22 protein-coding genes are annotated in these 21,809 nt (G+C 63.4%); 18 read left to right on the top strand and 4 right to left on the bottom strand.

Annotated elements, in window-relative coordinates; all coding sequences use genetic code 11:
• The first annotated feature begins 29 nt into the window (after positions 1-29).
• The 3 genes from gorA to IEX85_RS09045 all read left to right on the top strand — a co-directional run bounded on the left by gorA (position 30) and on the right by IEX85_RS09045 (position 3,296).
• Positions 30-1,385 carry a glutathione-disulfide reductase gene (gene gorA / locus IEX85_RS09055; protein WP_188860266.1) on the top strand — a complete coding sequence of 452 codons (1,356 nt, stop codon included), beginning with the start codon at positions 30-32 and terminating at the stop codon, positions 1,383-1,385.
• Positions 1,386-1,507: 122 nt separating this feature from the next.
• Complete coding sequence (gene fabV / locus IEX85_RS09050) at positions 1,508-2,701, top strand: enoyl-ACP reductase FabV (protein ID WP_188860265.1); 1,194 nt, start codon at positions 1,508-1,510, stop codon at positions 2,699-2,701.
• 148 nt (positions 2,702-2,849) lie between these two features.
• Complete coding sequence (locus IEX85_RS09045; RefSeq protein ID WP_188860264.1) at positions 2,850-3,296, top strand: META domain-containing protein; 447 nt, start codon at positions 2,850-2,852, stop codon at positions 3,294-3,296.
• A 9-nt stretch (positions 3,297-3,305) separates the two neighbouring features.
• Here the strand turns inward: IEX85_RS09045 and gcvA are convergent, their stop codons facing one another.
• Positions 3,306-4,208 (bottom strand): transcriptional regulator GcvA, encoded by a 903-nt coding sequence (gcvA, locus tag IEX85_RS09040; RefSeq protein ID WP_268238071.1) that lies wholly within the window; start codon positions 4,206-4,208, stop codon positions 3,306-3,308.
• A gap of 195 nt (positions 4,209-4,403) precedes the next feature.
• On the opposite strand from gcvA, the gene IEX85_RS09035 reads away from it, so the two are divergent.
• Together IEX85_RS09035 and IEX85_RS09030 are read left to right on the top strand one after the other, a co-directional pair.
• A complete protein-coding gene (locus IEX85_RS09035; protein ID WP_188860262.1) occupies positions 4,404-4,649 on the top strand; it encodes a TIGR02647 family protein in 246 nt (81 codons plus the stop codon).
• Between the two features lie 107 nt (positions 4,650-4,756).
• On the top strand, positions 4,757-4,942 hold the full coding sequence (locus IEX85_RS09030) for a hypothetical protein (RefSeq protein ID WP_188860261.1): 186 nt from the start codon (positions 4,757-4,759) through the stop codon (positions 4,940-4,942).
• A 797-nt stretch (positions 4,943-5,739) separates the two neighbouring features.
• Here IEX85_RS09030 and IEX85_RS09025 read toward each other — a convergent pair.
• A complete protein-coding gene (locus tag IEX85_RS09025) occupies positions 5,740-6,609 on the bottom strand; it encodes an EamA family transporter (protein ID WP_188860260.1) in 870 nt (289 codons plus the stop codon).
• A 207-nt stretch (positions 6,610-6,816) separates the two neighbouring features.
• On the opposite strand from IEX85_RS09025, the gene IEX85_RS09020 reads away from it, so the two are divergent.
• The gene (locus IEX85_RS09020) at positions 6,817-8,724 is read left to right on the top strand and encodes an alkaline phosphatase D family protein (protein WP_188860259.1); all 1,908 of its coding nucleotides are present in this window, start codon (positions 6,817-6,819) and stop codon (positions 8,722-8,724) included.
• A 339-nt stretch (positions 8,725-9,063) separates the two neighbouring features.
• Positions 9,064-10,308: a sodium:proton antiporter NhaD gene (gene nhaD, locus IEX85_RS09015; RefSeq protein WP_188860258.1), complete on the top strand. Its 1,245-nt coding sequence runs from the start codon at positions 9,064-9,066 to the stop codon at positions 10,306-10,308.
• Between the two features lie 147 nt (positions 10,309-10,455).
• Here nhaD and IEX85_RS09010 read toward each other — a convergent pair whose 3' ends face one another.
• Positions 10,456-10,731: a hypothetical protein gene (locus IEX85_RS09010; protein WP_188860257.1), complete on the bottom strand. Its 276-nt coding sequence runs from the start codon at positions 10,729-10,731 to the stop codon at positions 10,456-10,458.
• 265 nt (positions 10,732-10,996) lie between these two features.
• On the bottom strand, positions 10,997-12,130 hold the full coding sequence (locus IEX85_RS09005) for a GNAT family N-acetyltransferase (RefSeq protein WP_188860256.1): 1,134 nt from the start codon (positions 12,128-12,130) through the stop codon (positions 10,997-10,999).
• Between the two features lie 68 nt (positions 12,131-12,198).
• Here IEX85_RS09005 and IEX85_RS09000 point away from each other — a divergent pair, with 68 nt between their 5' ends.
• The 11 genes from IEX85_RS09000 (at position 12,199) to tolA (ending at position 21,808) form a co-directional block, all read left to right on the top strand.
• Positions 12,199-12,642, top strand: a complete 444-nt coding sequence (locus IEX85_RS09000) for an HIT domain-containing protein (protein WP_188860255.1) — start codon at positions 12,199-12,201, stop codon at positions 12,640-12,642.
• A 178-nt stretch (positions 12,643-12,820) separates the two neighbouring features.
• On the top strand, positions 12,821-14,584 hold the full coding sequence (aspS, locus tag IEX85_RS08995; RefSeq protein WP_188860254.1) for an aspartate--tRNA ligase: 1,764 nt from the start codon (positions 12,821-12,823) through the stop codon (positions 14,582-14,584).
• Positions 14,585-14,673: 89 nt separating this feature from the next.
• Positions 14,674-15,414 (top strand): YebC/PmpR family DNA-binding transcriptional regulator, encoded by a 741-nt coding sequence (locus IEX85_RS08990; RefSeq protein ID WP_188860253.1) that lies wholly within the window; start codon positions 14,674-14,676, stop codon positions 15,412-15,414.
• Between the two features lie 156 nt (positions 15,415-15,570).
• The gene (ruvC, locus tag IEX85_RS08985) at positions 15,571-16,089 is read left to right on the top strand and encodes a crossover junction endodeoxyribonuclease RuvC (protein WP_188860252.1); all 519 of its coding nucleotides are present in this window, start codon (positions 15,571-15,573) and stop codon (positions 16,087-16,089) included.
• Positions 16,086-16,766, top strand: coding sequence for a trimeric intracellular cation channel family protein (locus IEX85_RS08980; protein WP_188860251.1), 681 nt, complete (start codon positions 16,086-16,088; stop codon positions 16,764-16,766). The genes ruvC and IEX85_RS08980 overlap by 4 nt, the downstream gene beginning before the upstream one ends.
• Positions 16,763-17,392: a Holliday junction branch migration protein RuvA gene (gene ruvA, locus IEX85_RS08975; protein ID WP_188860250.1), complete on the top strand. Its 630-nt coding sequence runs from the start codon at positions 16,763-16,765 to the stop codon at positions 17,390-17,392. Before IEX85_RS08980 ends, ruvA begins: the two co-directional genes overlap by 4 nt.
• A gap of 162 nt (positions 17,393-17,554) precedes the next feature.
• Positions 17,555-18,565, top strand: a complete 1,011-nt coding sequence (ruvB, locus tag IEX85_RS08970; RefSeq protein WP_188860249.1) for a Holliday junction branch migration DNA helicase RuvB — start codon at positions 17,555-17,557, stop codon at positions 18,563-18,565.
• Positions 18,566-18,679: 114 nt separating this feature from the next.
• Positions 18,680-18,937, top strand: coding sequence for a TraR/DksA family transcriptional regulator (locus tag IEX85_RS08965; protein WP_188860248.1), 258 nt, complete (start codon positions 18,680-18,682; stop codon positions 18,935-18,937).
• Between the two features lie 749 nt (positions 18,938-19,686).
• Complete coding sequence (tolQ, locus tag IEX85_RS08960) at positions 19,687-20,355, top strand: protein TolQ (RefSeq protein WP_188860528.1); 669 nt, start codon at positions 19,687-19,689, stop codon at positions 20,353-20,355.
• Between the two features lie 12 nt (positions 20,356-20,367).
• Positions 20,368-20,784 (top strand): protein TolR, encoded by a 417-nt coding sequence (tolR, locus tag IEX85_RS08955; RefSeq protein WP_188860247.1) that lies wholly within the window; start codon positions 20,368-20,370, stop codon positions 20,782-20,784.
• A gap of 16 nt (positions 20,785-20,800) precedes the next feature.
• Positions 20,801-21,808, top strand: a complete 1,008-nt coding sequence (tolA, locus tag IEX85_RS08950) for a cell envelope integrity protein TolA (RefSeq protein WP_188860246.1) — start codon at positions 20,801-20,803, stop codon at positions 21,806-21,808.
• Position 21,809: the final 1 nt, after the last annotated feature.

Raw genomic sequence — 21,809 nt, 5'->3', positions numbered from 1 at the left:
TTGGCTGACGAATTCGACGGGAGGTCGTGGTGGCTGAGTTTGATTTTGATCTTTTTGTGATCGGCGCCGGCTCCGGCGGCGTGCGCGCCGGCCGGATGGCTGCGGCAATGGGGGTGCGGGTGGCGGTAGCCGAAGACCGTTATCTCGGCGGTACCTGCGTCAACGTCGGCTGTGTGCCGAAGAAACTGTACGTCTACGCCTCCCATTACGCTGACGATTTCAACGATGCGCGGGGCTTTGGCTGGCAGAGCGGGCGTCCTGAGTTCGACTGGGCGACGCTGCGCGACAACAAGACCACCGAGATTTCGCGCCTCAACGGTATTTATCGCAATCTGCTGGTGAACGCGGGCTGTACCCTGATCGACGGCCGGGCGCGGATTGTCGATGCTCACACCGTCGAGGTCGCCGGCAAGCGCTACCGCAGCGAACGCATTCTTGTCGCCACCGGCGGCTGGCCTTTCGTGCCGGACTTCCCGGGTCGCGAGCACGTCATCACCTCCAACGAGGTTTTCGATCTCGAAACCTTCCCGCAGCGGGTCGTGGTGGTTGGCGGTGGTTATATCGCGGTCGAGTTCGCCGGTATTTTCGCAGGCCTCGGCGCCACCACCCACCAGCTCTACCGGCGGGATCTGTTCCTGCGTGGCTTCGACCGGGAGGTGCGCGAGTTCGTCGCCGAGGAAATGCGCAAGAAGGAGGTCGACCTGCGTTTCAACAGCGACGTCGAGCGCATCGAAAAGCGTGGCGACGGCAGCCTGGCGGTGCACCTCGAGGACGGCGGGGTGCTGGAGGCCGACTGCGTGCTCTACGCCACCGGGCGGGTACCGAATGTCGAGGGCCTGGGGCTCGAGAATCTCGCGGTGCGTCAGCGCGACAACGGCGCGCTGATCGTCAACGATCAGCTGCAGACGGACGAGCCCTCGGTCTACGCCATCGGCGACGTCATCGACCGGGTTCAGCTGACGCCGGTGGCGCTGGCGGAGGGCATGGCGCTGGTGCGCAGTCTCTACGGCGAGGGCTCGGCGAAGGTGGACTACGAACTGATTCCCACCGCGGTGTTCTGTCAGCCCAATATCGGTACCGTCGGACTGACCGAGGAGCAGGCCCGGGAGCGCCATGGCGAGGTCGATGTCTACGTCTCCAATTTCAGGGCGCTCAAGCATACCCTCAGCGGCAGTGACGAACGCACGCTGATGAAGATGATCGTCGACCCGGTCACGGATCGCGTGCTCGGGGTGCACATGGTCGGCGCCGAGGCCGGCGAGATCATCCAGGGCATTGCGGTGGCGCTCAAGGCCGGCGCGACCAAGGCAGTCTTCGACGCCACCATCGGCATTCATCCGAGCGCGGCCGAGGAGTTCGTCACCATGCGTCAGAAAACCCGCTGAGTGTCCGGGTGACGGGGCGGGGCGCCGGCCGCCCCGCGGCATGCTGTTATCAGGCTGGAAATTCCGGTATCGTTGCCGCACACTTTGTGCATCGAACTGAATGGACCGAGACTGAATAACGCATGATCATTCAACCGAAAATCCGCGGCTTCATCTGCACGACCACTCATCCGACCGGCTGCGCCCGGAACGTGCGTGAGCAGATCGAATACACCCGCCAGCAGGGGGCGATCGAGAACGGGCCCAAGCGCGTGCTGGTGATCGGGGCCTCCAGCGGTTACGGACTGTCTTCGCGGATCGCCGCCGCCTTCGGTTGCGGCGCGGCCACCATCGGCGTGTTCTTCGAAAAGCCCGCCACCGAGCGCAAGCCCGGAACGGCCGGCTGGTACAATGCCGCGGCCTTCCAGCGCGAAGCGCGCGAAGCCGGGCTTTACGCCAAGAGCCTGAACGGTGACGCCTTTTCCCACGAGGCCAAGCAGAAGGTCATCGACCTGATCCGGGAAGACCTCGGCCAGATCGATCTGGTCGTCTACTCGCTGGCCTCTCCGGTCCGCAAGATGCCGGATACCGGCGAAGTGGTGCGCTCGGCGCTCAAGCCGATCGGCGAACCCTACCGCTCCACCGCCATCGATACCAACCGCGATGTCATCATCGAAGCCGAGGTGGAACCCGCGACCGAGCAGGAAGTGGCCGACACCGTCAAGGTCATGGGCGGCGAGGACTGGGAACTGTGGCTGAACGCGCTGGACGATGCCGGTGTGTTGGCGGAAGGCTGCAAGTCGGTGGCCTACAGCTACATCGGTACCGATATCACCTGGCCGATATACTGGGAAGGCGCCCTGGGCAAGGCGAAGCAGGACCTCGACCGTACCGCGGGTGAACTCAACAGCCGCCTGCAGAGCAAGGGCGGTCAGGCCAACGTTGCGGTGCTCAAGTCCGTCGTTACCCAGGCCAGCTCGGCCATTCCGGTGATGCCGCTTTACCTGTCCATGGTATTCCGGATCATGAAGGAGCATGGGCTGCATGAAGGTTGCATGGAGCAGGTGCACCGCCTGTTTGCCACCGGCCTTTACGGCAGTGGCGCCGAAATCGACAACGGCAACCGTTTCCGTCTCGATGACTGGGAACTGCGCGACGATATCCAGACCCAGTGTCGCGAACTCTGGCCGCAGGTCACCAGCGAGAATCTGTTCGAGCTGACCGACTACGCCGGCTACAAGGCCGAATTCCTCAAGCTGTTCGGCTTCGGTGTCGACGGGGTCGACTACGACGCAGACGTCGATCCGCTGGTCGAGTTCGACGTCATCGACATCTGATCGGTATGAAAACGGCGACCCTCGGGTCGCCGTTTTTGCATATGAACCCGGTGCCGGGGCTGGAGCAGGGAGAGAGCTTCAGCTGGCCAGATCCGGGGTACGCCTGCTACGCTGACTGACAGCGTCCATAAACAGGGATTGTAAACGCATGAAAAGGATGTCAATGCTGGCCACGTGCCTGTGGCTGGGCGGTTGCTACGCTGTGGTGCCGCCTTCGACCGGGGGCGGTGCCTCGAACGATCCGTTACATCTTGAGGGCTCGCGCTGGCGTATCGAAACCATTGCCGGCAAGCCGCTGCCCGAGACCATCGAATCGACCCTGGTGTTCGGCGACGACGGCCACATCTCGGGCATGGCCGGGTGTAACCGCTACAGTGGCCGCTACCGCCTTGACGGTCGGCAGTTCAGCGTAGAAGAGCTGGTGACCACGCAAAAGATCTGCTTTCCCGCCATTATGGCCCACGAGCAGTCATTGCTGCGCGTCTTGAAAGGGGCGCTGAGTCTGGAGCGCGACGCACAGCAGCTGCTGCTGGAGTCCCGCAACGAGAGAGAGGTCAGCCGGCTGGCCGCGCTCGACGGCGCAGGCCCCGGCTGAGCCGGCCTCTCAGACGCTGATGCCCGACACCGGGGCATCGTGCTGCAGCGCGTCCAGCACCCAATCGCGAAATGCCTTCATGCCGTAGCTCAGCTGGCGCCCCTTGGGATAGACCAGGTAGAAGGCATTGCCGCTGTCCAGCACCATATCGAACAGCTGCACCAGCTGGCCGTAACGAACTTCCCGCTCCACCAGTTTCTCGTCGCCGAGCGCGATGCCGACGCCTTCCATTGCCGCCGACATGGCCAGCGAGGTACTGGAAAAGGACATGACCCGGCCAATGTCGGAGACGCTGACGCCTGCCTGACGCAGAATGCGGGGCCACTCGTCGGGGCGGTCGGCGACGCGGATCAGGGTGTGGTGCTTGAGGTCCGCCGGGCTGTTCAGCGGCTTGTCGCCTTCCAGTAGCCGGGGGCTGCACACCGGCACCAGACGGATGTTCAGCAGGTGATCCATCTCCAGGTTGCGCCAGTGTCCGCGACCGAAATAGACCGCCATGTCGGTGTCGCTGTGATCGAAGTCGATTTCGCCCGACAGCGTGCTCAGTCGCAGCTCGACATCCGGATGCTCGGCCTGAAACTGGCCGATACGCGGTACCAGCCAGCGCGTCATGAACGCCGGCGCCACGCTGATGGTCACCGCGACCGAACTGGGCGAGGCCATCAGCCGGCGTGTGGCGCTGTCGATCTCGTCGAGCGCCAGCTGGATGGAGGCCAGGTAACGCTCGCCGGCGGTGGTCAGGCTGACGCGGCGCTTTTCCCGCAGGAAGAGGCGCACGTCGAGAAAGTCTTCCAGTGTCTTGACCTGGTGACTGACCGCCGACGGGGTCACGAAGAGTTCGTCGGCAGCCTTGTTGAAGCTGCCGTGTCGGGCGGCCGCTTCGAAGCTGCGCAAGGCGTTGAGGGGGGGCAGGCGACGAATGGTCTCTCTCCCTGACTGCTGTCGATTGCTTGGGATGCACAGTATAGCCTTGCGGCTCGACGGCGTTAATCCGTACCCTGCGCGATTGCGGTGCGGATGAGGGTAAAATGATGTCAAAACTGCTGTACGACGCCCCCGAATCCGTTCTATTCTGAAGCACATATCGAGCCAGGAGTGAGCTGCGCCATGCCCTATACCCCCGAGATGATCGACGAACTGAGCATGCTGAACCGTTTCAATCTGATGACGACGCAGCAGGGGCTTAAGGTGCACCACGATGCCGATCCCGCGGTCGTGGCGGCAACCCGAAGGCTGTTCGACAAGGGGTTGATCACGCAGGTCGACGGCGGTTACCTGACCGACCTCGGTCGCGAGGCGGCGGAGCACGCGCAGGCGGCGCTGACGATACTGGAGTCGCCGCGCTTTCTCTAAGGCGCGGACAGCGGATTTCGAAGCAACGCACAGGAGGAGGGTCATTACTTCTTGATCTTTTGTGCACCAGCTGCACAATGCAAGCCATCCAGTACGGGGGGAAACACATGCAATCGAAAGTCAAAGCCCATCCGAAGTTTATCGAGGCGATGCGCAAGCTCTCGGCCATGACCGAGGAAGAGCGCCTGTCCGACGACAACAAGGAGTTGTTCGAGCAGGCAATGCGGTATGCACCGTTGGATATTCAACCCAAACTGGCGGCGATTCAGAGAAAGTACGACGCGCTGCACTGAGCATCGGTCCTACTGCGGACCTCCGATCGCGAACAGGGCCACCTTCGGGTGGCCCTGTTTGTTTTTTGGCCTGATGCGTGACTGGCTGACGGGTGACGCGTTATGAACGCAGGACCCCGCTCGGCGGGCGAACCAATGCCTAAGCCGGCCGCGACGGGGTCGTTGTAGGAGCCCGCTCCGCGGGCGAATAGATGCCTAAGCCGGCCGCGACGGGTACGTTGTAGGAGCCCGCTCCGCGGGCGAACCAATACCTGAGCCGGCTGCAACAGTTTCGCTCGCAGAGCGAGCTCCTACAGGCGGATGCGATGGCACCGCACGTAGGAGCGGCGCCCCGCCGCGAAGAGATGGCATGCTGTCGTGCAGGCTCGCCCGGGGGGCGGGCTCCTGCAGACGGCGGGCGGGATCCTGGTCAGCTTTCTGGCTAGGGCGGGCGGAACCTCCGCGGGCGAACCAATACCTGAGCCGGCTGCAACAGTTTCGCTCGCAGAGCGAGCTCCTACAGGTGGATGCGATGGCACCGCACGTAGGAGCGGCGCCCCGCCGCGAAGAGATGGCATGCTGTCGTGCAGGCTCGCCCGGGGGCCGGGCTCCTACAGGCGGCGAGCGGGATCCTGGTCAGCTTTCTGGCTAGGGCGGGCGGAACCTCCGCGGGCGAACCAATACCTGAGCCGGCTGCAACAGTTTCGCTCGCAGAGCGAGCTCCTACAGGCGGCGGGCGGATCGCCCGGGCGGTGACGCTTAACCTGTCACCCGTAACCCGTAACCCGTAACCCGTAACCCGTAACCCGCAACCGTTTCTACGCCGCGCGGCGGGCGCCGGCGCGTATCACCAGCGCGATGCCGCCGAGGACCAGGGTGCCGGCCAGCACCAGTCTCAGGTGCAGCGGTTCGGCCAGCAGCGCCACGCCGCCCAGCGCCGCCAGCACCGGGACCGACAGTTGCAGGGTCGCGGCGGCGGTGGGCGCGAGCGCAGGCAACACCCGATACCAGATGGCGTAGCCGCAGCCGGAGGCGAAAGCGCCGGATGCCACGGCATAGGCGACGCCGGCGGGCGCGAGGTGCGCGTCGTCGACCATCAGCCACAGTGCCAGCAGCCCCGGCGGCAGGGCCAGCACGAAGTTGGCGGTGGTGCCGGCCAGGGCATCCCGGGTGCCGCGACCGAGCAGGGTGTAGGCGCCCCAGGCGACCCCGGCCAGCGCCATGGCGCCGGCCGGCAGCAGCGGCGGAGCGGTGGCGCCGGGCAGCAGCAGGTAAAGCAGCCCCGCTGCGGCCAGCGCGATGCCGAGCCACTCCGGCCGCGAGGGTCGGCTGCCGCGGAGCATTCCCCAGCCGATCATCGTCAACTGAACCGCGCCGAACAGGATCAGTGCGCCGGTCCCGGTCGCCAGTTGCAGATAGGCGAGAGAGAACAGGATTGCATAGGCGAACAGGCAAAAGGCCGCAACGGGGTGCCAGGCAAGCGACAGGCGGGCGCTGCGCCTGCGCTGGCGCAGCGACAGCAGCAACAGCAGCATCAGTGCGCCGCTCAGCAGCCGGATGGCGGTGAAGCTGGCGGCGTCTATGGCGCCGGCGTGCAGGCCGAGGCGGCAAAAGATCGAATTGGCGGCAAAGGCGAGCAGGGCGAGGGCGGTCAGGCCCGCCCGGGTGCCGGGTTTCAAGCTGTCCATGTTCCTGTCCGGTTTGTCTGCATTGCACGATCAGAGCTTAGTGGCTGGCGGGATGAGCGTGCCACTGTCCTTTGGTGCCCTTTGGCGGGTCTGGTGACACCTTGCGGCGGATTCGACCGCTCTGGCAGGGTAGTTGCATTCAGCTTCTGCAAAGACTGCCGTCTTTAGGATAAGCTGAACGTTCAATCTGACAATGGAGAAAGTCGATTGCCCCCGGAGGAATTGCCAAAGGTTGTTGCCGGTCCGCTGCTGCGTCGCCTGGAGTCGGAGCGTCTGGTGTTCTGGCTGGTGGGAACCGCCAGGCTGACGCCGAAACTGAGCCTGTTCGATCGCCAAAGCGGTGACTGTCTGTGGCAGGCGGTGCCGGTTCCGGGCGAATCGCTGCAGCGTGTGCGTATCGGCGAGCGGGCCTGGATCCATCTGCTGGATCTGCGCCCGCCCCGCCCGCTGCCGCCCGACCGGGAACTCGAGTACGAGCTGGATCTCGACGGCGAGCCCGTCACCCGGCAGATTCCCGGGCTCTGCTATCCGGGGCGCGAGCGGCCGTCGTTGATGCTCAAGTCCCGTCTCGACAGGCTGCTGCACGGTTCCTGCCGCAAGCCCCACTTTTCGGGCCCGGATGCGCTGGTGCGGGCCGATGGCTGGCTCGGGGAGCATCTTTGCGATACGCAGGAGCGTCCGGCGCTGCTGATGCTGTCGGGAGACCAGATCTACGTCGACGATGTCGCAGGGCCCATGCTGCAGGCGATTCATCAGGTGATCGAGCTGCTCGGGCTGTTCGACGAAGGCTTCGACGCGGCGCCGGTCGGCACCAGCGCCGAACTCTATTCCCATCCCGACGGCTATTATCGGCGCGAACGGCTGCTGCCCAAGACCCGCCCGCAACGGGGTTTGGGCGACCTTTTTCGCGTTGGTATGCAGCGGCCGATTTTCACCGGTCACGCGATCGGCAACCATCTGATCTCTCTGGCGGAGGTGCTGGCCCAGTACCTGCTGGTCTGGTCACCGCAACTGTGGCAGCGGGTCAGGCTCGACTCTGAGCTTGCCGGCGGCGCGCAGAACGCGACTTTCGAACGCGAGCGCGCGGCGATCGAGGCCTTTGCGGCGGGTTTGCCGGCGGTGCAGCGTCTGATGGCGCAGGTGCCGGTCAGCATGATTTTCGACGACCACGACGTTACCGACGACTGGAACCTGACGGCGGGCTGGGAGCAGGCGGCGTATGGGCACCCGTTCTCACGCCGCATTATCGGCAATGCGGTGCTGGGCTACTGGCTGTGCCAGGGCTGGGGCAATGATCCCGACAGTTTCGGGCCGGACCTGCTGGCGCAGCTCGAGGCCTGGAGCGATGCGCCGGGGGGCGAGCGGCAGGATCAGCTGATCGATCGGCTGCTGGAGCGGGAGAGCTGGTCGTATGCGCTGCCGACCGAGCCGCCGCTGGTGGTGCTCGATACCCGCACCCAGCGCTGGTGGTCGGAGCGAAGCCCCGGCAGGCCCTCGGGGCTGATGGACTGGGAAGCGCTGACCGAGCTGCAGCAGCGCCTGCTCGGGCGCGAGGCGGTGGTACTGGTATCGGCGGCGCCGATTTTCGGGGTCAAGCTGATCGAGGCGATCCAGCAGGTTTTCACCTTCTTCGGCAAGGCGCTGGCGGTCGATGCCGAGAACTGGATGGCGCACCCCGGGGCGGCCAATGTCATTCTCAATATCTTCCGCCACCCGAAAACGCCACGCCACTTCGTGATCCTGTCGGGCGACGTGCATTACTCCTTCGTCTACGATGTGCTGATCCGCTTTCGCAAGAACAGTCCGCAGATCTGGCAGATTACCTGCAGCGGTATCAAGAACGAGTTCCCACACCGCCTGCTCGATGCGCTCGACGGCCTCAATCGCTGGCTCTATGCACCGCGTTCACCGCTCAACTGGTTCACCCGCCGGCGTGCGATGCGAGTCACGCCGCGACGTCCGACAGGGCAGGGTCGCTGGCACCGGCTGGTCAATCAGTCCGCTATCGGGCTGGTCGAACTCGACGAAGAGGGTGTGCCGGGGCGTATTCGATTGCTGGATGCGGCGGGCGGTACGGTGGAGTTCGACGCCCCCGACAGCCAGCATTCGAAGTGAATCCGCATTCACTCGGTTTTTTGTCCGGAAGGTCTCGACCTCGGCGTCGCAAAGAGGCATATTTAGCGCGCTTTGAGGTGCCTGTCCTTCACTTCATGCCCGAATTTGCCATTGACAGCGTTTTCGGATAGTGGCCATGAGCCTGTCGGGCTCCTGAACTATTCGAAAGTGTTGTGCTGTGTGCCGCACTGCGATTCGGGGTCTGCGCCGCGAATTGCCGGTGCGGCCCCGTCCCTCCCTGCGCCCCCATGCCCGTGGCGAGCCGGCCTGTATTGCAGGGCAGGCGAATCGCCCATCTCTTTCCCGCGTGGAAATGACCTTCATAGGAGCGCAGCATCCATGCACTGGATATTGCTCAGCCTGATAGTGCTCGCGTTCGTCCTCATCGTGATCGAGGACGTTGTCCATATCAACAAGGCCAAGACGACCCTGTTCCTCGGAACCCTGGTCTGGCTGCTGGCTTTCATGTTCCCGCAGCATGGCGCCGACGCCACCCTGATACAGGGGCAGCTCAACGAAAACCTGCTTGAGATCGCCACCCTCTGGCTGTTCCTGATGGCGGCGATGACCTTCGTCGCCTATCTCAACCAGCAGGGGCTGATCACCCAGCTGGTCTACCGGGCTCTGCCGGCGAAGCTCGGCCAGCGCCAGCTGATGCTGATGATGGCGGTACTGGCGCTGGTATTCTCGTCGCTGGCGGACAACATCACCGCGTCGCTGATCATGCTGTCGTTGCTGTCATCGCTCAAGCTCAAGCCGCGCTCGATGGTCAAGTACTCCGCGCTGGTGGTGTTTGCGGTGAACTCCGGAGGGGTGTCGCTGATCACCGGTGACGTCACCACTCTGATGATCTTCCTGGCCGGTAAGGTTTCGATCGGCGATCTGTTCATGCTGATACCGGCGGCTTTCGCCGGGGTGCTGGTGCTGCTCGCGACTCTGATGACCGGAGGGAATTCGGAGGTGGAAGTTCCACAATTCCGCCGCCCGATCGCCGGGCGTGACAAGGTGATCGCGTTATTGTTCGTGTCGACCATCCTGGCGACGCTGCTGCTGAGCGTGTTCTTCACCATCCCGCCGGTGCTGACCTTCCTGTTCGGACTGTCGGTCATGTTCCTGGCCTATCAATACCTCAATCGCGACAAGCCCAAGCGTCAGAGCGTGCTCGAATACATGCGCGAGATCGAGTTCGATACGCTGCTGTTTTTCCTCGGCGTGCTGTTGCTGGTCGGCATGCTCAAGGAGCTGTCGGTGCTCGACCAGTTGCCGCGGCTGTACGAAATGATGCCGGTGGCGGCTGCCAATTTCGTGGTCGGCATGCTCTCGGCGCTGGTCGACAACGTGCCGCTGACCGCCGCCATCCTGAAATCGGGCGTGGAAATGTCGACCGCCGACTGGATGTGCCTGACCTATGCGACCGGTGTCGGCGGCTCGCTGCTGATCATCGGCTCAGCCGCGGGTGTCATCGCCATGAGCAAGATCGATGCGCTGAGCTTCATCAGCTACATGCGCTACCTGCCGCGCCTGTTTCTGGCGTACAGCGTCGGTTACGGGGCGGTTTGGGTGATTGGCCACAACCTTGCCTGACAGGCAGGCGCGGTAAAAAAGCGCGGGCGGAGTGACGGGTTCGTCGAAGCCGTCACCCGCCCGAATAGGGCGGGGAGAGAAGGGGAGTATCCCCACCCGGTGGTAACAGGGTTGCGCCCGGCTGCTCTGGGCGTCTGTCGATGGCTTTCAGGCTGCCGCAAACTCGTCTCGAGCCGGATGGGTGGCGAGAAAGTGTTGCAGGACTTTGCGCAGAACCTCGGCATGTCGCAGGTTGCGGCTGCGCTCTGCATGGCGGATGTCGTCGAGAATGATGCTTTTGATCCGCTGATCGCCCTCGTGGGAGATCAGGTACTGACCAAGTGCGAGCGCGATCATGGGGTCCATGTGCTCATGTTCGGCAATGGCTTCGATTTCACCTTCTGTCAGGTCGCACATTGCCAGGCACTCTTCATAGGTCAACATATAGTGATAACTCCTTTGGGTTCTAACTATATATAGCATTTGGGTGGCAGGGTACGGGTCCTCGTGGGACGCTTCTGAGTTTAGTGGAGCCTGATGGCTTCTTCTAACTTATCGCGTGGTATTTTTTTTCAGATTTGTCCCTTCGGGTAGCAGGGGCATTCATGTTGCGGTTGTGGCCGCCTTGGGAGCCAGCGAATAAGTCCCAATGAGGCTTTGGCTGCAAGCCCCGCAGAGACCCAAAGGGGCTTGTTCGAAGGTCCCTTGGTTAGTCGCGACGAAACGGCAGCCAGCCGGTCAGCTCGCTGATCTGTTCGCGCATCAGGTCATGCTCTTCCCTGAGTGCGCGCCCGATGGCTGCGGCGAAATCCGGGTGCCGAATCCAGTGCCCGGACCAGGTTTCGACCGGCCGGAATCCTCGCTGAATCTTGTGCTCGCCCTGGGCGCCGGGATCGAAGCGTTCGAGTCGCTGCTCGATGCAGTACTCGATGCCCTGGTAGTAACAGGTTTCGAAGTGCAGCATGTCGTACTCTTCCAGGCAGCCCCAGTAGCGTCCGTACAGAGTCGTCGAGCTTTTCAGCGACAGGGCGGCGGCAACCGGCTCGCCTTCGCGCTCGGCCAGGACCAGCAGTAGCTGCTCGGGCATGCGCTCGCGCAGCAGGCGGAAGAAATCGGAGTTGAGATAGCCCTGGCGGCCGCGTTTGAGGTAGGTGGCCTGGTAAAAGTCGTAAAAGGCGGCCAGCTGGTCCTCGCGGATCTCGGGCCCCTCGATGCGGCGCAGCTGGATGCCCTGGTCGATGACCTTCTGACGTTCGCGGCGGATATTCTTGCGCTTGCGCGAGGCAAAACGTGAGAGAAAATCGTCGAAGTCGCGATAGTTCTCGTTGAACCAGTGATACTGGCAGCCCAGGCGCAGTGTCATGTCCGTCTGTGCCATCGCCCGGCGCAGCGCCGGGTCGACGAAAAGCCCGTGCCAGGACGAGGCGTCGAAACGCTGCGCCAGCTGGCGCACGGCCTCCAGCATCGCCGGCAGCCAGCGCGCGCTGTCGTCATACTTGCAGCCGATGCGTGGCCCCCAGGCGGGCGTGAAAGGAATGGCGGTGAGCAGCTTGGGATAGTAGTCCAGCCCGTGTCGGCGATAGGCATCGGCCCAGGACCAGTCGAATACGTACTCGCCCCAGGAGTGCGACTTCAGGTAGAGCGGCATGGCCGCGCCGGCGCCGTGCTCATCCCGTCCGATCAGGTGCAGCGGCTGCCAGCCGGTTTCGGGCGCCACGCTGCCGCTTCGCTCCAGCGCATCGAGGAAGTCGTGACGCAGGAAGGGGTAGTCGGTGCCGCAAAGGCGGTCCCAGTCGTCGCGCCCGATATCGGCGATGCGGTGGTAGATTTTCAGTTCGGTCATGCCTGCCTGTACTTCCGTCGGTCGCTGAGTGCAGAATGGATCAACCCACAAGAAAAGGAGTCCTTCCGATGGATGAGCTGGAGCTCGAATTCGAACTGCACCCGCAACTGGCGCAGGACTGCATAGTGCTGGGCGACTTCCCGCTCTGCCGGCTGCTGTTGATGAACGACGCCAACTATCCCTGGTTCATACTGGTGCCGCGACGTGCCGGCGTCAGCGAAATTTACCACCTCTCGGCTGAGGAGCAGGTGGCGCTGATGCGCGAATCCAGCATCCTGGCGGAGAATCTGGCAGACACCTTCGCTGCGCGCAAGATGAACGTCGCCTCCCTGGGCAATATGGTGCCACAGTTGCACCTGCATCACATTGTTCGCTACGAGTCCGATCTGGCCTGGCCGGGCCCGGTCTGGGGCAAGCATCCGGCGCGGGCCTACAGCGAAAGCGAGATCGAGGAGATCCGGCAAAAGCTCGAAGTGCTGATGGCAAGCGAGATGACTTCGAAGAGCAGCTGACAGTCAAGGGCAGCGAACCGTTAACAGTGGAACAGCGTACCGTTGACAGTAAGCCGCATCCAACACGCCGCTGGCAACTGGTCACTGTGAACTGTTCACTCAATTAGAGTATAATTCGCCGCTTTCCGACGCTCGCAGGCGTCCTTACAGGTTAATCGACAGGAACTGGATACAGACTATGCGCAGCCATTATTGCGGCGATCTTAGAAAAGAGCATATTGGCGAAGATGTGACCCTGATGGGTTGGGTTCACCGTCGTCGTGACCACGGTGGCGTGATTTTTCTCGACGTTCGCGATCGCGAGGGCATCGCTCAGGTGGTCTTCGATCCGGATCGCGAAGAGAGCTTCAAGCTTGCCGACAGCGTACGCAGCGAATTCGTGATCGAGCTGCGCGGCACTGTCCGCGGCCGTCCCGAAGGCACCGACAATCCGGACATGGCGACCGGTGCCATCGAGGTGCTGGGCAAGGAGCTGACCATCCTCAACAAGGCCGAGACGCCTCCGTTCCAGCTGGACGAGCACCAGCAGGTCGGTGAGGACGTGCGCCTGCGTCATCGCTATATCGACCTTCGTCGTCCCGATATGCAGAAAAAGCTGCGTTTCCGCTCCAAGGTGACCAGCGCACTGCGCAACTATCTCGACGAGCACGATTTTCTCGATATCGAGACGCCGATTCTGACCCGGGCGACGCCGGAAGGCGCCCGCGACTACCTGGTGCCGAGCCGTACCCACGAGGGGTGCTTCTTCGCACTGCCGCAGTCGCCGCAGCTGTTCAAGCAGCTGCTGATGGTGTCCGGCTTCGACCGCTACTACCAGATCGCCAAGTGCTTCCGTGACGAGGACCTGCGCGCAGACCGTCAGCCCGAGTTCACCCAGGTGGACATCGAGACCTCCTTCATGGACGAGGAGGAGATCATGGGCATGGCCGAGGGCATGATCCGCGAAACCTTCCAGAAGCTGCTGGGCGTGGATCTGGGCGAGTTTCCGCGCATGCCGTACGAAGAGGCAATGCGTCGTTTCGGTTCCGACAAGCCGGACCTGCGCATCCCGATGGAACTGGTCGACGTCGCCGACCTCGTGGCCGAAGTCGACTTCAAGGTTTTCGCCGGTCCCGCCAAGGATCCGAAAGGCCGTGTCGCAGCGCTGAAGGTGCCCGGTGGCGCCGAGCTGACCCGCAAGCAGATCGACGACTACACCAAATTCGTTGGTATCTACGGCGCCAAGGGGCTGGCCTGGATCAAGGTCAACTCGCTGGAGCAGGGCGCTGAAGGCCTGCAGTCACCGATCGTCAAGTTCCTGGGCGAAGAAGTCGCGTTGAAGATCATGCAGCGTCTCGAGGCGAAGGACGGCGATATCGTCTTCTTCGGCGCCGACAAGGCGAAGATCGTCAGCGAGGCCATCGGTGCGCTGCGTATCAGGGCCGGCGAAGACCTGGGGATGGTCGAGCGCGAATGGGCGCCGCTGTGGGTGGTCGACTTCCCGATGTTCGAGGAAGCCGACAATGGCAAACTGACCGCCTTGCACCACCCGTTCACGGCACCCAAGTGCTCGCCGGAGGAGCTCAAGGCAAACCCGGAAGCGGCACTGTCGCGCGCCTACGACATGGTGCTCAACGGTACCGAGCTTGGCGGCGGTTCCGTCCGTATCCACGACCAGGCGATGCAGAAAGCAGTATTCCACATTCTTGGCATCGGCTCTGCCGAGGCGGAAGAGAAGTTCGGCTTCCTGCTCAACGCGCTGAAATACGGTGCGCCGCCCCACGGTGGCCTGGCCTTCGGCCTCGACCGTCTGATCATGCTGATGACCGGATCCGACTCGATTCGCGAAGTCATCGCTTTCCCGAAAACCCAGAGCGCGTCCTGCATGCTGACCGACGCGCCGGGGGAGGTGAGCACGACCCAGCTGCACGAGCTGAACATCCGTCTGCGCAAGACGCCCTGAAGAGAAAGCTGCAGGCGACAGGCTGCAAGCTGTTAGAAAAATGCAATGACGGGCCGCCAGCGGGCGGCCCGAACGATTGAGGTATTCCGATGGCAGGTCATTCCAAATGGGCCAATATCAAGCACCGCAAGGCGGCCCAGGATGCCAAACGAGGCAAGATATTCACCAAGCTGATCCGCGAGCTCACGGTTGCGGCCAAAGAGGGCGGCGGTAACCCGGAAGACAATCCGCGTCTGCGTGCTGCGGTCGACAAGGCGCTCGGCGCCAACATGAAGCGCGACACCGTCGACAAGGCGATCGCGCGCGGTGCCGGTGGCGGTGAGGGCGAAAACTACGACGAGCTGACCTACGAGGGCTACGGCGTCAACGGCGTGGCGATTCTGGTCGAGTGCATGACCGACAACGTCAATCGCACCGTGTCCCAGGTTCGCGCCGCATTCAACAAGTACGGCGGCAACCTCGGCACCAACGGTTCGGTCTCCTACCTGTTCGACAAGAAGGGGCAGATCACTTTCGGTGAGGGCGCTGACGAGGACGCCATCATGGAGGTGGCGCTGGAAGTGGGCGCCGAGGACGTGGTCGGCAACGACGACGGCTCCGTCGATGTGTTCACCGAGCCCGGCGATTTCATGACCGTGAAGCAGGCGCTGCTCGACGCCGGTTTCCAGCCGGAGTTCTCGGAAGTGGCGATGATTCCGTCCACCACCGTCGAGCTCGATGTCGAAACCGGCCGCAAGGCGCTCAAGCTGATCGACGCGCTCGAAGACCTGGACGACTCCCAGAACGTCTACCACAACGCCGATATCCCCGAAGAGGCGATGGAAGACTGAGGCGCGCAACGGTTACGCGTGACCGGTGACGCGTTACGCGTAAAAGCGAAGGCGCCTTTAGGGCTCGGGTGTGCAGGAGCGGCGCCCCGCCGCGAACTGAGACTGTGCCGCTCCACAGCTCCCAAAGTTCATTAGCGAAAGGATGTCACCGCCGCCATGCTGATTCTCGGTATCGACCCCGGCTCGCGGGTCACCGGTTACGGGGTGATCAACCAGGTCGGCGGTCGCAATGACTACGTCGCCAGTGGCTGCATCCGCATACGCGGAGACGAGCTCGCGGCGCGGCTGCAGCAGGTTTACGCCGGCGTCAGCGAGATCATCGAAACCTACTGCCCGCAGGAAATGGCCATCGAGCAGGTGTTCATGGCCCGCAATGCCGATTCGGCGCTCAAGCTCGGCCAGGCCCGCGGCGTGGCGATCGTCGCCGGCAGCAACCGCGAGCTGCCGGTCTACGAGTACGCCGCGCGCAAGGTCAAGCAGTCGGTGGTCGGCAACGGCGGCGCCGACAAGGTGCAGGTGCAGCACATGGTCGCGCACCTGCTCAAGCTGCCGGGCCTGCCGCAGGCCGACGCCGCCGACGCGCTGGCGATCGCGCTCTGTCACGCCCATACCCGTAGCAGCCTGGTGCGCGGGCTCGGCGCCGTCGGCTCCCGCAACGGCAGCTGGCGTCGATGACGTACGGCGAGTTCATCTACCTTGCCGACCTGGCCGGTGTCGCGGTATTCGCCACGACCGGCGCCCTGGCCGCGCAGGGCAAGCGGCTGGATATCTTCGGCGTGGTGATTCTGGGCATCGTCACTGCGCTTGGCGGCGGTTCCCTGCGGGACATTGCGCTCGATGCCCACCCGCTGGTCTGGATCGCCGATCCGCTGTACCTCTGGGTGGCGATCCTGAGCTCGGTTCTGGCCTTCATCCTCTGCCGCTACATTCAGTACCCGCGCCGCATGCTGCTGTTGCTCGATGCGCTGGGGCTGTCGCTGTTCGCCGTTCTCGGTGCCCAGAAGGCAATGGCGTTCGGCATGCCCGATACCATCGCGGTGATGATGGGGGTGGTGACCGGCGTGGCGGGCGGCATGATACGTGATCTGCTCACCGGGCAGGTGCCCCTGATCCTGCAATGGAACGGCGAGATGTACGCCACCTGCGCCCTGGTCGGCGCCGGAGTGTTCGTGTTTTTCAGCCAGGTTATGGCGGAGCCGGCCTACTGGCTGGATCTGAGCGCCATGACCATCGTCCTCGTATTTCGCATGGCGGCGCTGGTCGCCAAGCTGAGGCTGCCGGAGTTCATCGTTGCCGGCCACAAACTGGAATCGCCCGAAGAGGCGCGCAATCTGGAGAAAAAGGACCCGTGATAGGACGCCTTAGAGGCGAGTTGCTGGAAAAGCAGCCGCCGCAGCTGCTGGTTGACGTCAACGGCGTTGGCTACGAGCTGGAAGCCTCGATGAATACCTTCTACCGGCTGCCGGAGCGCGGCAAGCAGGTCGTGCTCTACACCCATTTCGTCGTGCGCGAAGACGCGCAGTTGCTGTACGGTTTCGCCGACCGCGACGAGCGCAGCCTGTTTCGGGCGCTGATCAAGGTCAATGGCGTCGGTCCCAAGCTGGCACTGACGATCCTCTCCGGCATCGATACCGAAACCTTCATCGCCGTGGTGAATCAGGGCGACACCGCCTCGCTGGTGCGGCTGCCCGGCGTCGGCAAGAAGACCGCCGAGCGCCTGATCGTGGAAATGAAGGACCGCCTCAAGGAACTGCAGGTGACCGACAGCGGCGGCTTTCAGCTGGCGAGCCCGGCCGCGGCAGAGGGTCCTTCCGCATCCGATCTGGTGGCGGAGGCCGAGAGCGCGCTGGTGGCACTGGGCTACAAGCCGGCGGAGGCGAGTCGCTCGGTCAGCAAGGCGGCCCGTGAGCTCGGCGCATCGGCCAGCAGCGAGGCGCTGATTCGTCAGGCCCTGAAATCCATGGTTGGCGGTCTCTGACCCGTTAATGCAACGGGCATCCCTGCCCGTCGCCTGGGTCGCAGTCGGCAAAAGGGTATGATTTTGCGACATCCCTGGTGTGCTGATGCGCCCAGGCGACATGGAATAGTGAGCGGTATTGCATACCGGTGTATCAGCAGAGCGCGCTGGAGTATCTGAACGATGATAGAAGCGGACCGTTTTATCTCACCGGCGGCCAGCCCCGCCGAGGAGGCGCTTGATCGTGCCATCCGGCCCAAGACCCTGGCGGATTATCAGGGTCAGCCGCAGGTGCGCGAGCAGATGGAGATTTTCATCGAGGCGGCGCGCAAACGCGGCGAGGCGCTCGACCACACCCTCATTTTCGGACCGCCCGGACTTGGCAAGACGACGCTGGCCAATATCATCGCCAACGAGATGGGGGGGCAGATCAAGACCACATCGGGGCCGGTGCTGGAAAAGGCCGGCGATGTCGCCGCGCTGCTGACCAGTCTCGAGCCGGGCGATGTGCTGTTCATCGATGAGATCCACCGCCTCAGCGCCAGCGTCGAGGAAATTCTCTACCCCGCGATGGAGGATTACCAGCTCGATATCATGATCGGCGAGGGGCCGGCGGCGCGGTCGATCAAGATCGAGCTGCCGCCCTTTACGCTGGTCGGCGCCACCACCCGGGCAGGGCTGCTGACGTCGCCGCTGCGGGACCGCTTCGGTATCGTGCAGCGCCTGGAGTTCTACAGTGTCGAGGATCTTTCGCATATCGTGCAGCGGTCCGCCGAGCTCTCGGGCAGTCGTATCGCTCCGGAAGGGGCTGTGGAGGTCGCCAAGCGCTCCAGGGGGACGCCGCGTATCGCCAACCGGTTGCTGCGGCGCGCCCGCGACTACGCCGAGGTCAAGGGCAATGGCGAGATCGACCGGCTGATCGCCGACCGGGCACTGAACATGCTCAGTGTCGACGAGCGCGGCTTCGACCATATGGACCGGCGCCTGCTGCTGGCGATGATCGAAAAGTTCGGCGGCGGTCCGGTCGGCGTCGACAGTCTGGCGGCGGCGATTTCGGAAGAGCGCGATACCATCGAGGATGTGCTGGAACCCTACCTGATTCAGCAAGGCTACATGATGCGTACGCCAAGGGGACGGGTCGTCACCGATCAGGCCTACCTGCACTTCGGGCTTGTGGTGCCCGGGCGGGACTGAGGTACGACGGCGCACGTCAACCGGCGCGGCCTTCGCCAAAAGGCTGATTCGCGTCAATTCGCTGCGTGGCGCGGGCGGTTAGGATAGCCGTATGACTATCCGGAAGCGCCGAACATGAGCCAAAGTCTATCACCCCGCCAACTGCGCTCGTTCAGAGTCGAGCTCGAAGAGTTGCTGGCCGAGGCGCCGGCGCCCGGCGCTCCCGGCGGCGAGGCGTGCCGCAATGCGCTGGCGCGCCTCGATGCCGGTGTCTTCGGCGTCTGTTCGGTATGCGGCGAGTTCATCGAGCTCAACCGCCTCGTGGCGTCACCCACCGAAACCCTCTGCCTGTCGTGCCGTACGGCGCCGCAGCGCCGGCATGAGCGCGAATAAAGGGTTCTTCGCAGTTTAGTGTCGATCCAGGAGGCAAAAGTAGGATGGGTGGAGCCGCATAGGCACACGATATAACGCTTTCAGCGACGGTGGCGTGGCGCAACCCATCAATGGTCGGATACATGCATAGTGCCGAACCGGCGCCCAAGATGGGTTGCACGGCGACCTGACTGCAGTAGAGATGGATAAGCCTTACCTAGGCGCCGCTCCACCCATCCTACGTTTTTCCCGCTTAAGGCGCGATGAACCGAATAACGGCGCAGTCACGCCGGTATCCGCACAATCGGGAATAACAAGTGGTGTTTTCATACCCGTCGGATACGTGTGCTCAAACTATTTTTTCCGCTCCGGGGGTTGGCTGCTTGTATAAATTTGGCCGCCTGTTATTGTGGGCCCGTTGTCCGGTCGCGGCGCAATCCCATCCGGAGCGCGGTTGCGTGAAGGCCGCTTAGCGGTCTGCGGGCGCCCTCTCGGCGCGGCAATCGCAGCGCCCGTGAAAGCCGTTCATCATAGAGCAAGCTCGGAGTTCTTATCATTGCATGCCATTGCCGGGGGCCGGTGAGAGGGCATTGCAGGTGAACTCTGTCCGCGGGTCGCCATCAAACAAACCGTTGCCCGGCCCGGGGACGGTAGAAGCATCGTTCGTATCGAGCAGCGGGAGCGGATCAGGGCTCCTATTCATCACCCCTATAACTGAATCTGCCGGCTCGCGCACCGGCACCTGAGAGGAATTCGCTGTGGTCGAGGAAATGTCGATCTGGAGTCTGGTACTCAATGCAAGTCTCGTTGTACAGCTGGTAATGCTGGTGTTGCTGCTGGCCTCCTTCCTGTCCTGGATCATGATCTTCCAGCGTCATTTCGTGCTCAAAAGGGCGCGCCATGCTCTGAGCGCGTTCGAAGAGCGCTTCTGGTCCGGCGTCGATCTCGGGCAGCTGTTTCGCGAGGTCAACCAGTCGCCGGATCCGACCAACGGCGCCGAGAACATCTTTCGCTCCGGCATCAAGGAGTTCACCCGGCTGACGCAGCAGCGCAACTACGATCGCGACGCGGTGATGGACGGCATTCAGCGCAGCATGCGCGTGGCGCTGGCACGCGAGGAGGAAAAGCTCGAGCGTCATCTGCCGTTCCTGGCGACCGTCGGTTCGACCAGCCCTTACATCGGCCTGTTCGGCACCGTCTGGGGCATCATGAATTCGTTCCGGGGTCTGGCCAACATGCACCAGGCAACGCTGGCATCGGTGGCGCCGGGGATCTCCGAGGCGCTGGTGGCGACCGCCATCGGCCTGTTCGCGGCCATTCCAGCGGTTATCGCCTTCAACCGCTTCTCGGCCAAGTCCGAAGGCCTGCTGAGCCGCTATGAAACCTTTGCCGACGAGTTCTCCAGCATACTGCACCGTCGCATCCACTCTTCGGACTGATCGGAGGCGCTGATGATCAGGCGACAAAGACACAAGCGCAAGCTCAACTCCGAGATCAACGTCGTTCCCTATATCGACGTGATGATGGTGCTGCTGGTGATTTTCATGGTTACGGCGCCGATGCTCACCCAGGGGGTGGACGTCGAACTGCCGAAGGCTTCGGCCGACCCGGTCGATACCGAGGATGCGGAGCCGATGATCGTGACCGTCGATGCGCAGGGGCTGTATTACATCAATATCGGTGGCGACGAGCAGGCGCCGGTCGAGGCCGAGGAAGTCGGCGACCGGGTACGCAAGGTGCTGGCCGCGAATCCGCAGAAGCTGCTGCTGGTCAAGGGCGACAGACACGTCGACTACGACAAGGTCGTGCGGCTGATGGTGCTGCTGCAGCAGGCCGGCGCACCCAGCGTCGGTCTGGTAACGGAGTAGGGCGCGAATCGTGGATATGCGCAGTTATCTGGTGCCGGCGCTGCTGGCATTGCTGGTGCATGTGCTGGTACTGCTGTTACTGGCCGGTCACTGGTTCGACCATGCCGACCCGCGTGAGCTGCGGCCGCGCCATATCACCGCGCAGATGGTGGACCTTGGGGCCATAAGCCAGGCACAGGAAAAGCAGAAGGACGATCAGCGCAAGGCCGATGACGCCCGCCGGCGCGAACAGGAGCGGCTCGAGGCCGAGCAGCGCCGGGCGCAAGAGCAGCGTCTGACGGAAGAGAAGCGTCAGCAGGAGCAGCAGCGCCAGCAGGAGCAGAAACGCCAGCAGGACGTCGCCGCGCGTGAAGCTGCCGAGAAAAAGGCCGCGCAGGAAAAGGCTGCCCGGGAAGCCGCCGAGCGCAAGCGCCAGCAGGAGGTCGCGCGCCAGGAAGAGGCCAAGCGTCAGGAGCAGGCGCGCATCGCTGCCGAGAAGAAAAAACAAGCGGAACTCGAAGCCAAACGCAAGGCCGAAGCAGAAGCGAAACGCGTCGCCGAGGCCAAGCGCAAGGCGGAGGAAGAGGCCCGTCGTGTCGCCGAGGCGAAAAAGCGCGAGGAGCAAAAGCGTCTCGAGGAGCAGAAACGGCAGCAGGCCGAGGCGGAGCGCAAGCGTCGCGAGGCCGAGGAGCTGGCCCGGGCGATTGCCGCGGAAGAGCGGGTTGCGGCGGAGCGGGCGGCGCAGCAGCAGGTGGCGCAGATCGGCGACTACATCAACGTGCTGCTGCAACGGAGCTGGAATATCCCCACGACGGCCCGTAACGGCATGGTCGCCGTCGTCGAGGTGAGGCTGTTTCCCTCCGGCGAGGTGGACAGCGCCAGCCTGGTGAAGAGCAGTGGCGACCCAGGGTTCGACGATTCCGCCGTCAAGGCGGTGCTGCGGGCGGATCGCTTCCCGCGGGTGGCTGAGGTCGACCCGCTGACGTTTGAGCGCAGCCTGCGCCGATTTCGAGTGAATTTCCGGCCGGAAGGATTGAGGTGGTGAA

Origin of the sequence: Marinobacterium nitratireducens, from assembly GCF_014645375.1 — a bacterium.
GTDB lineage: Bacteria > Pseudomonadota > Gammaproteobacteria > Pseudomonadales > Balneatricaceae > Marinobacterium_A > Marinobacterium_A nitratireducens.
The sequence above is the reverse complement of the archived record's forward strand: the minus strand, read 5'-3'. Positions and strand labels throughout refer to the sequence as shown.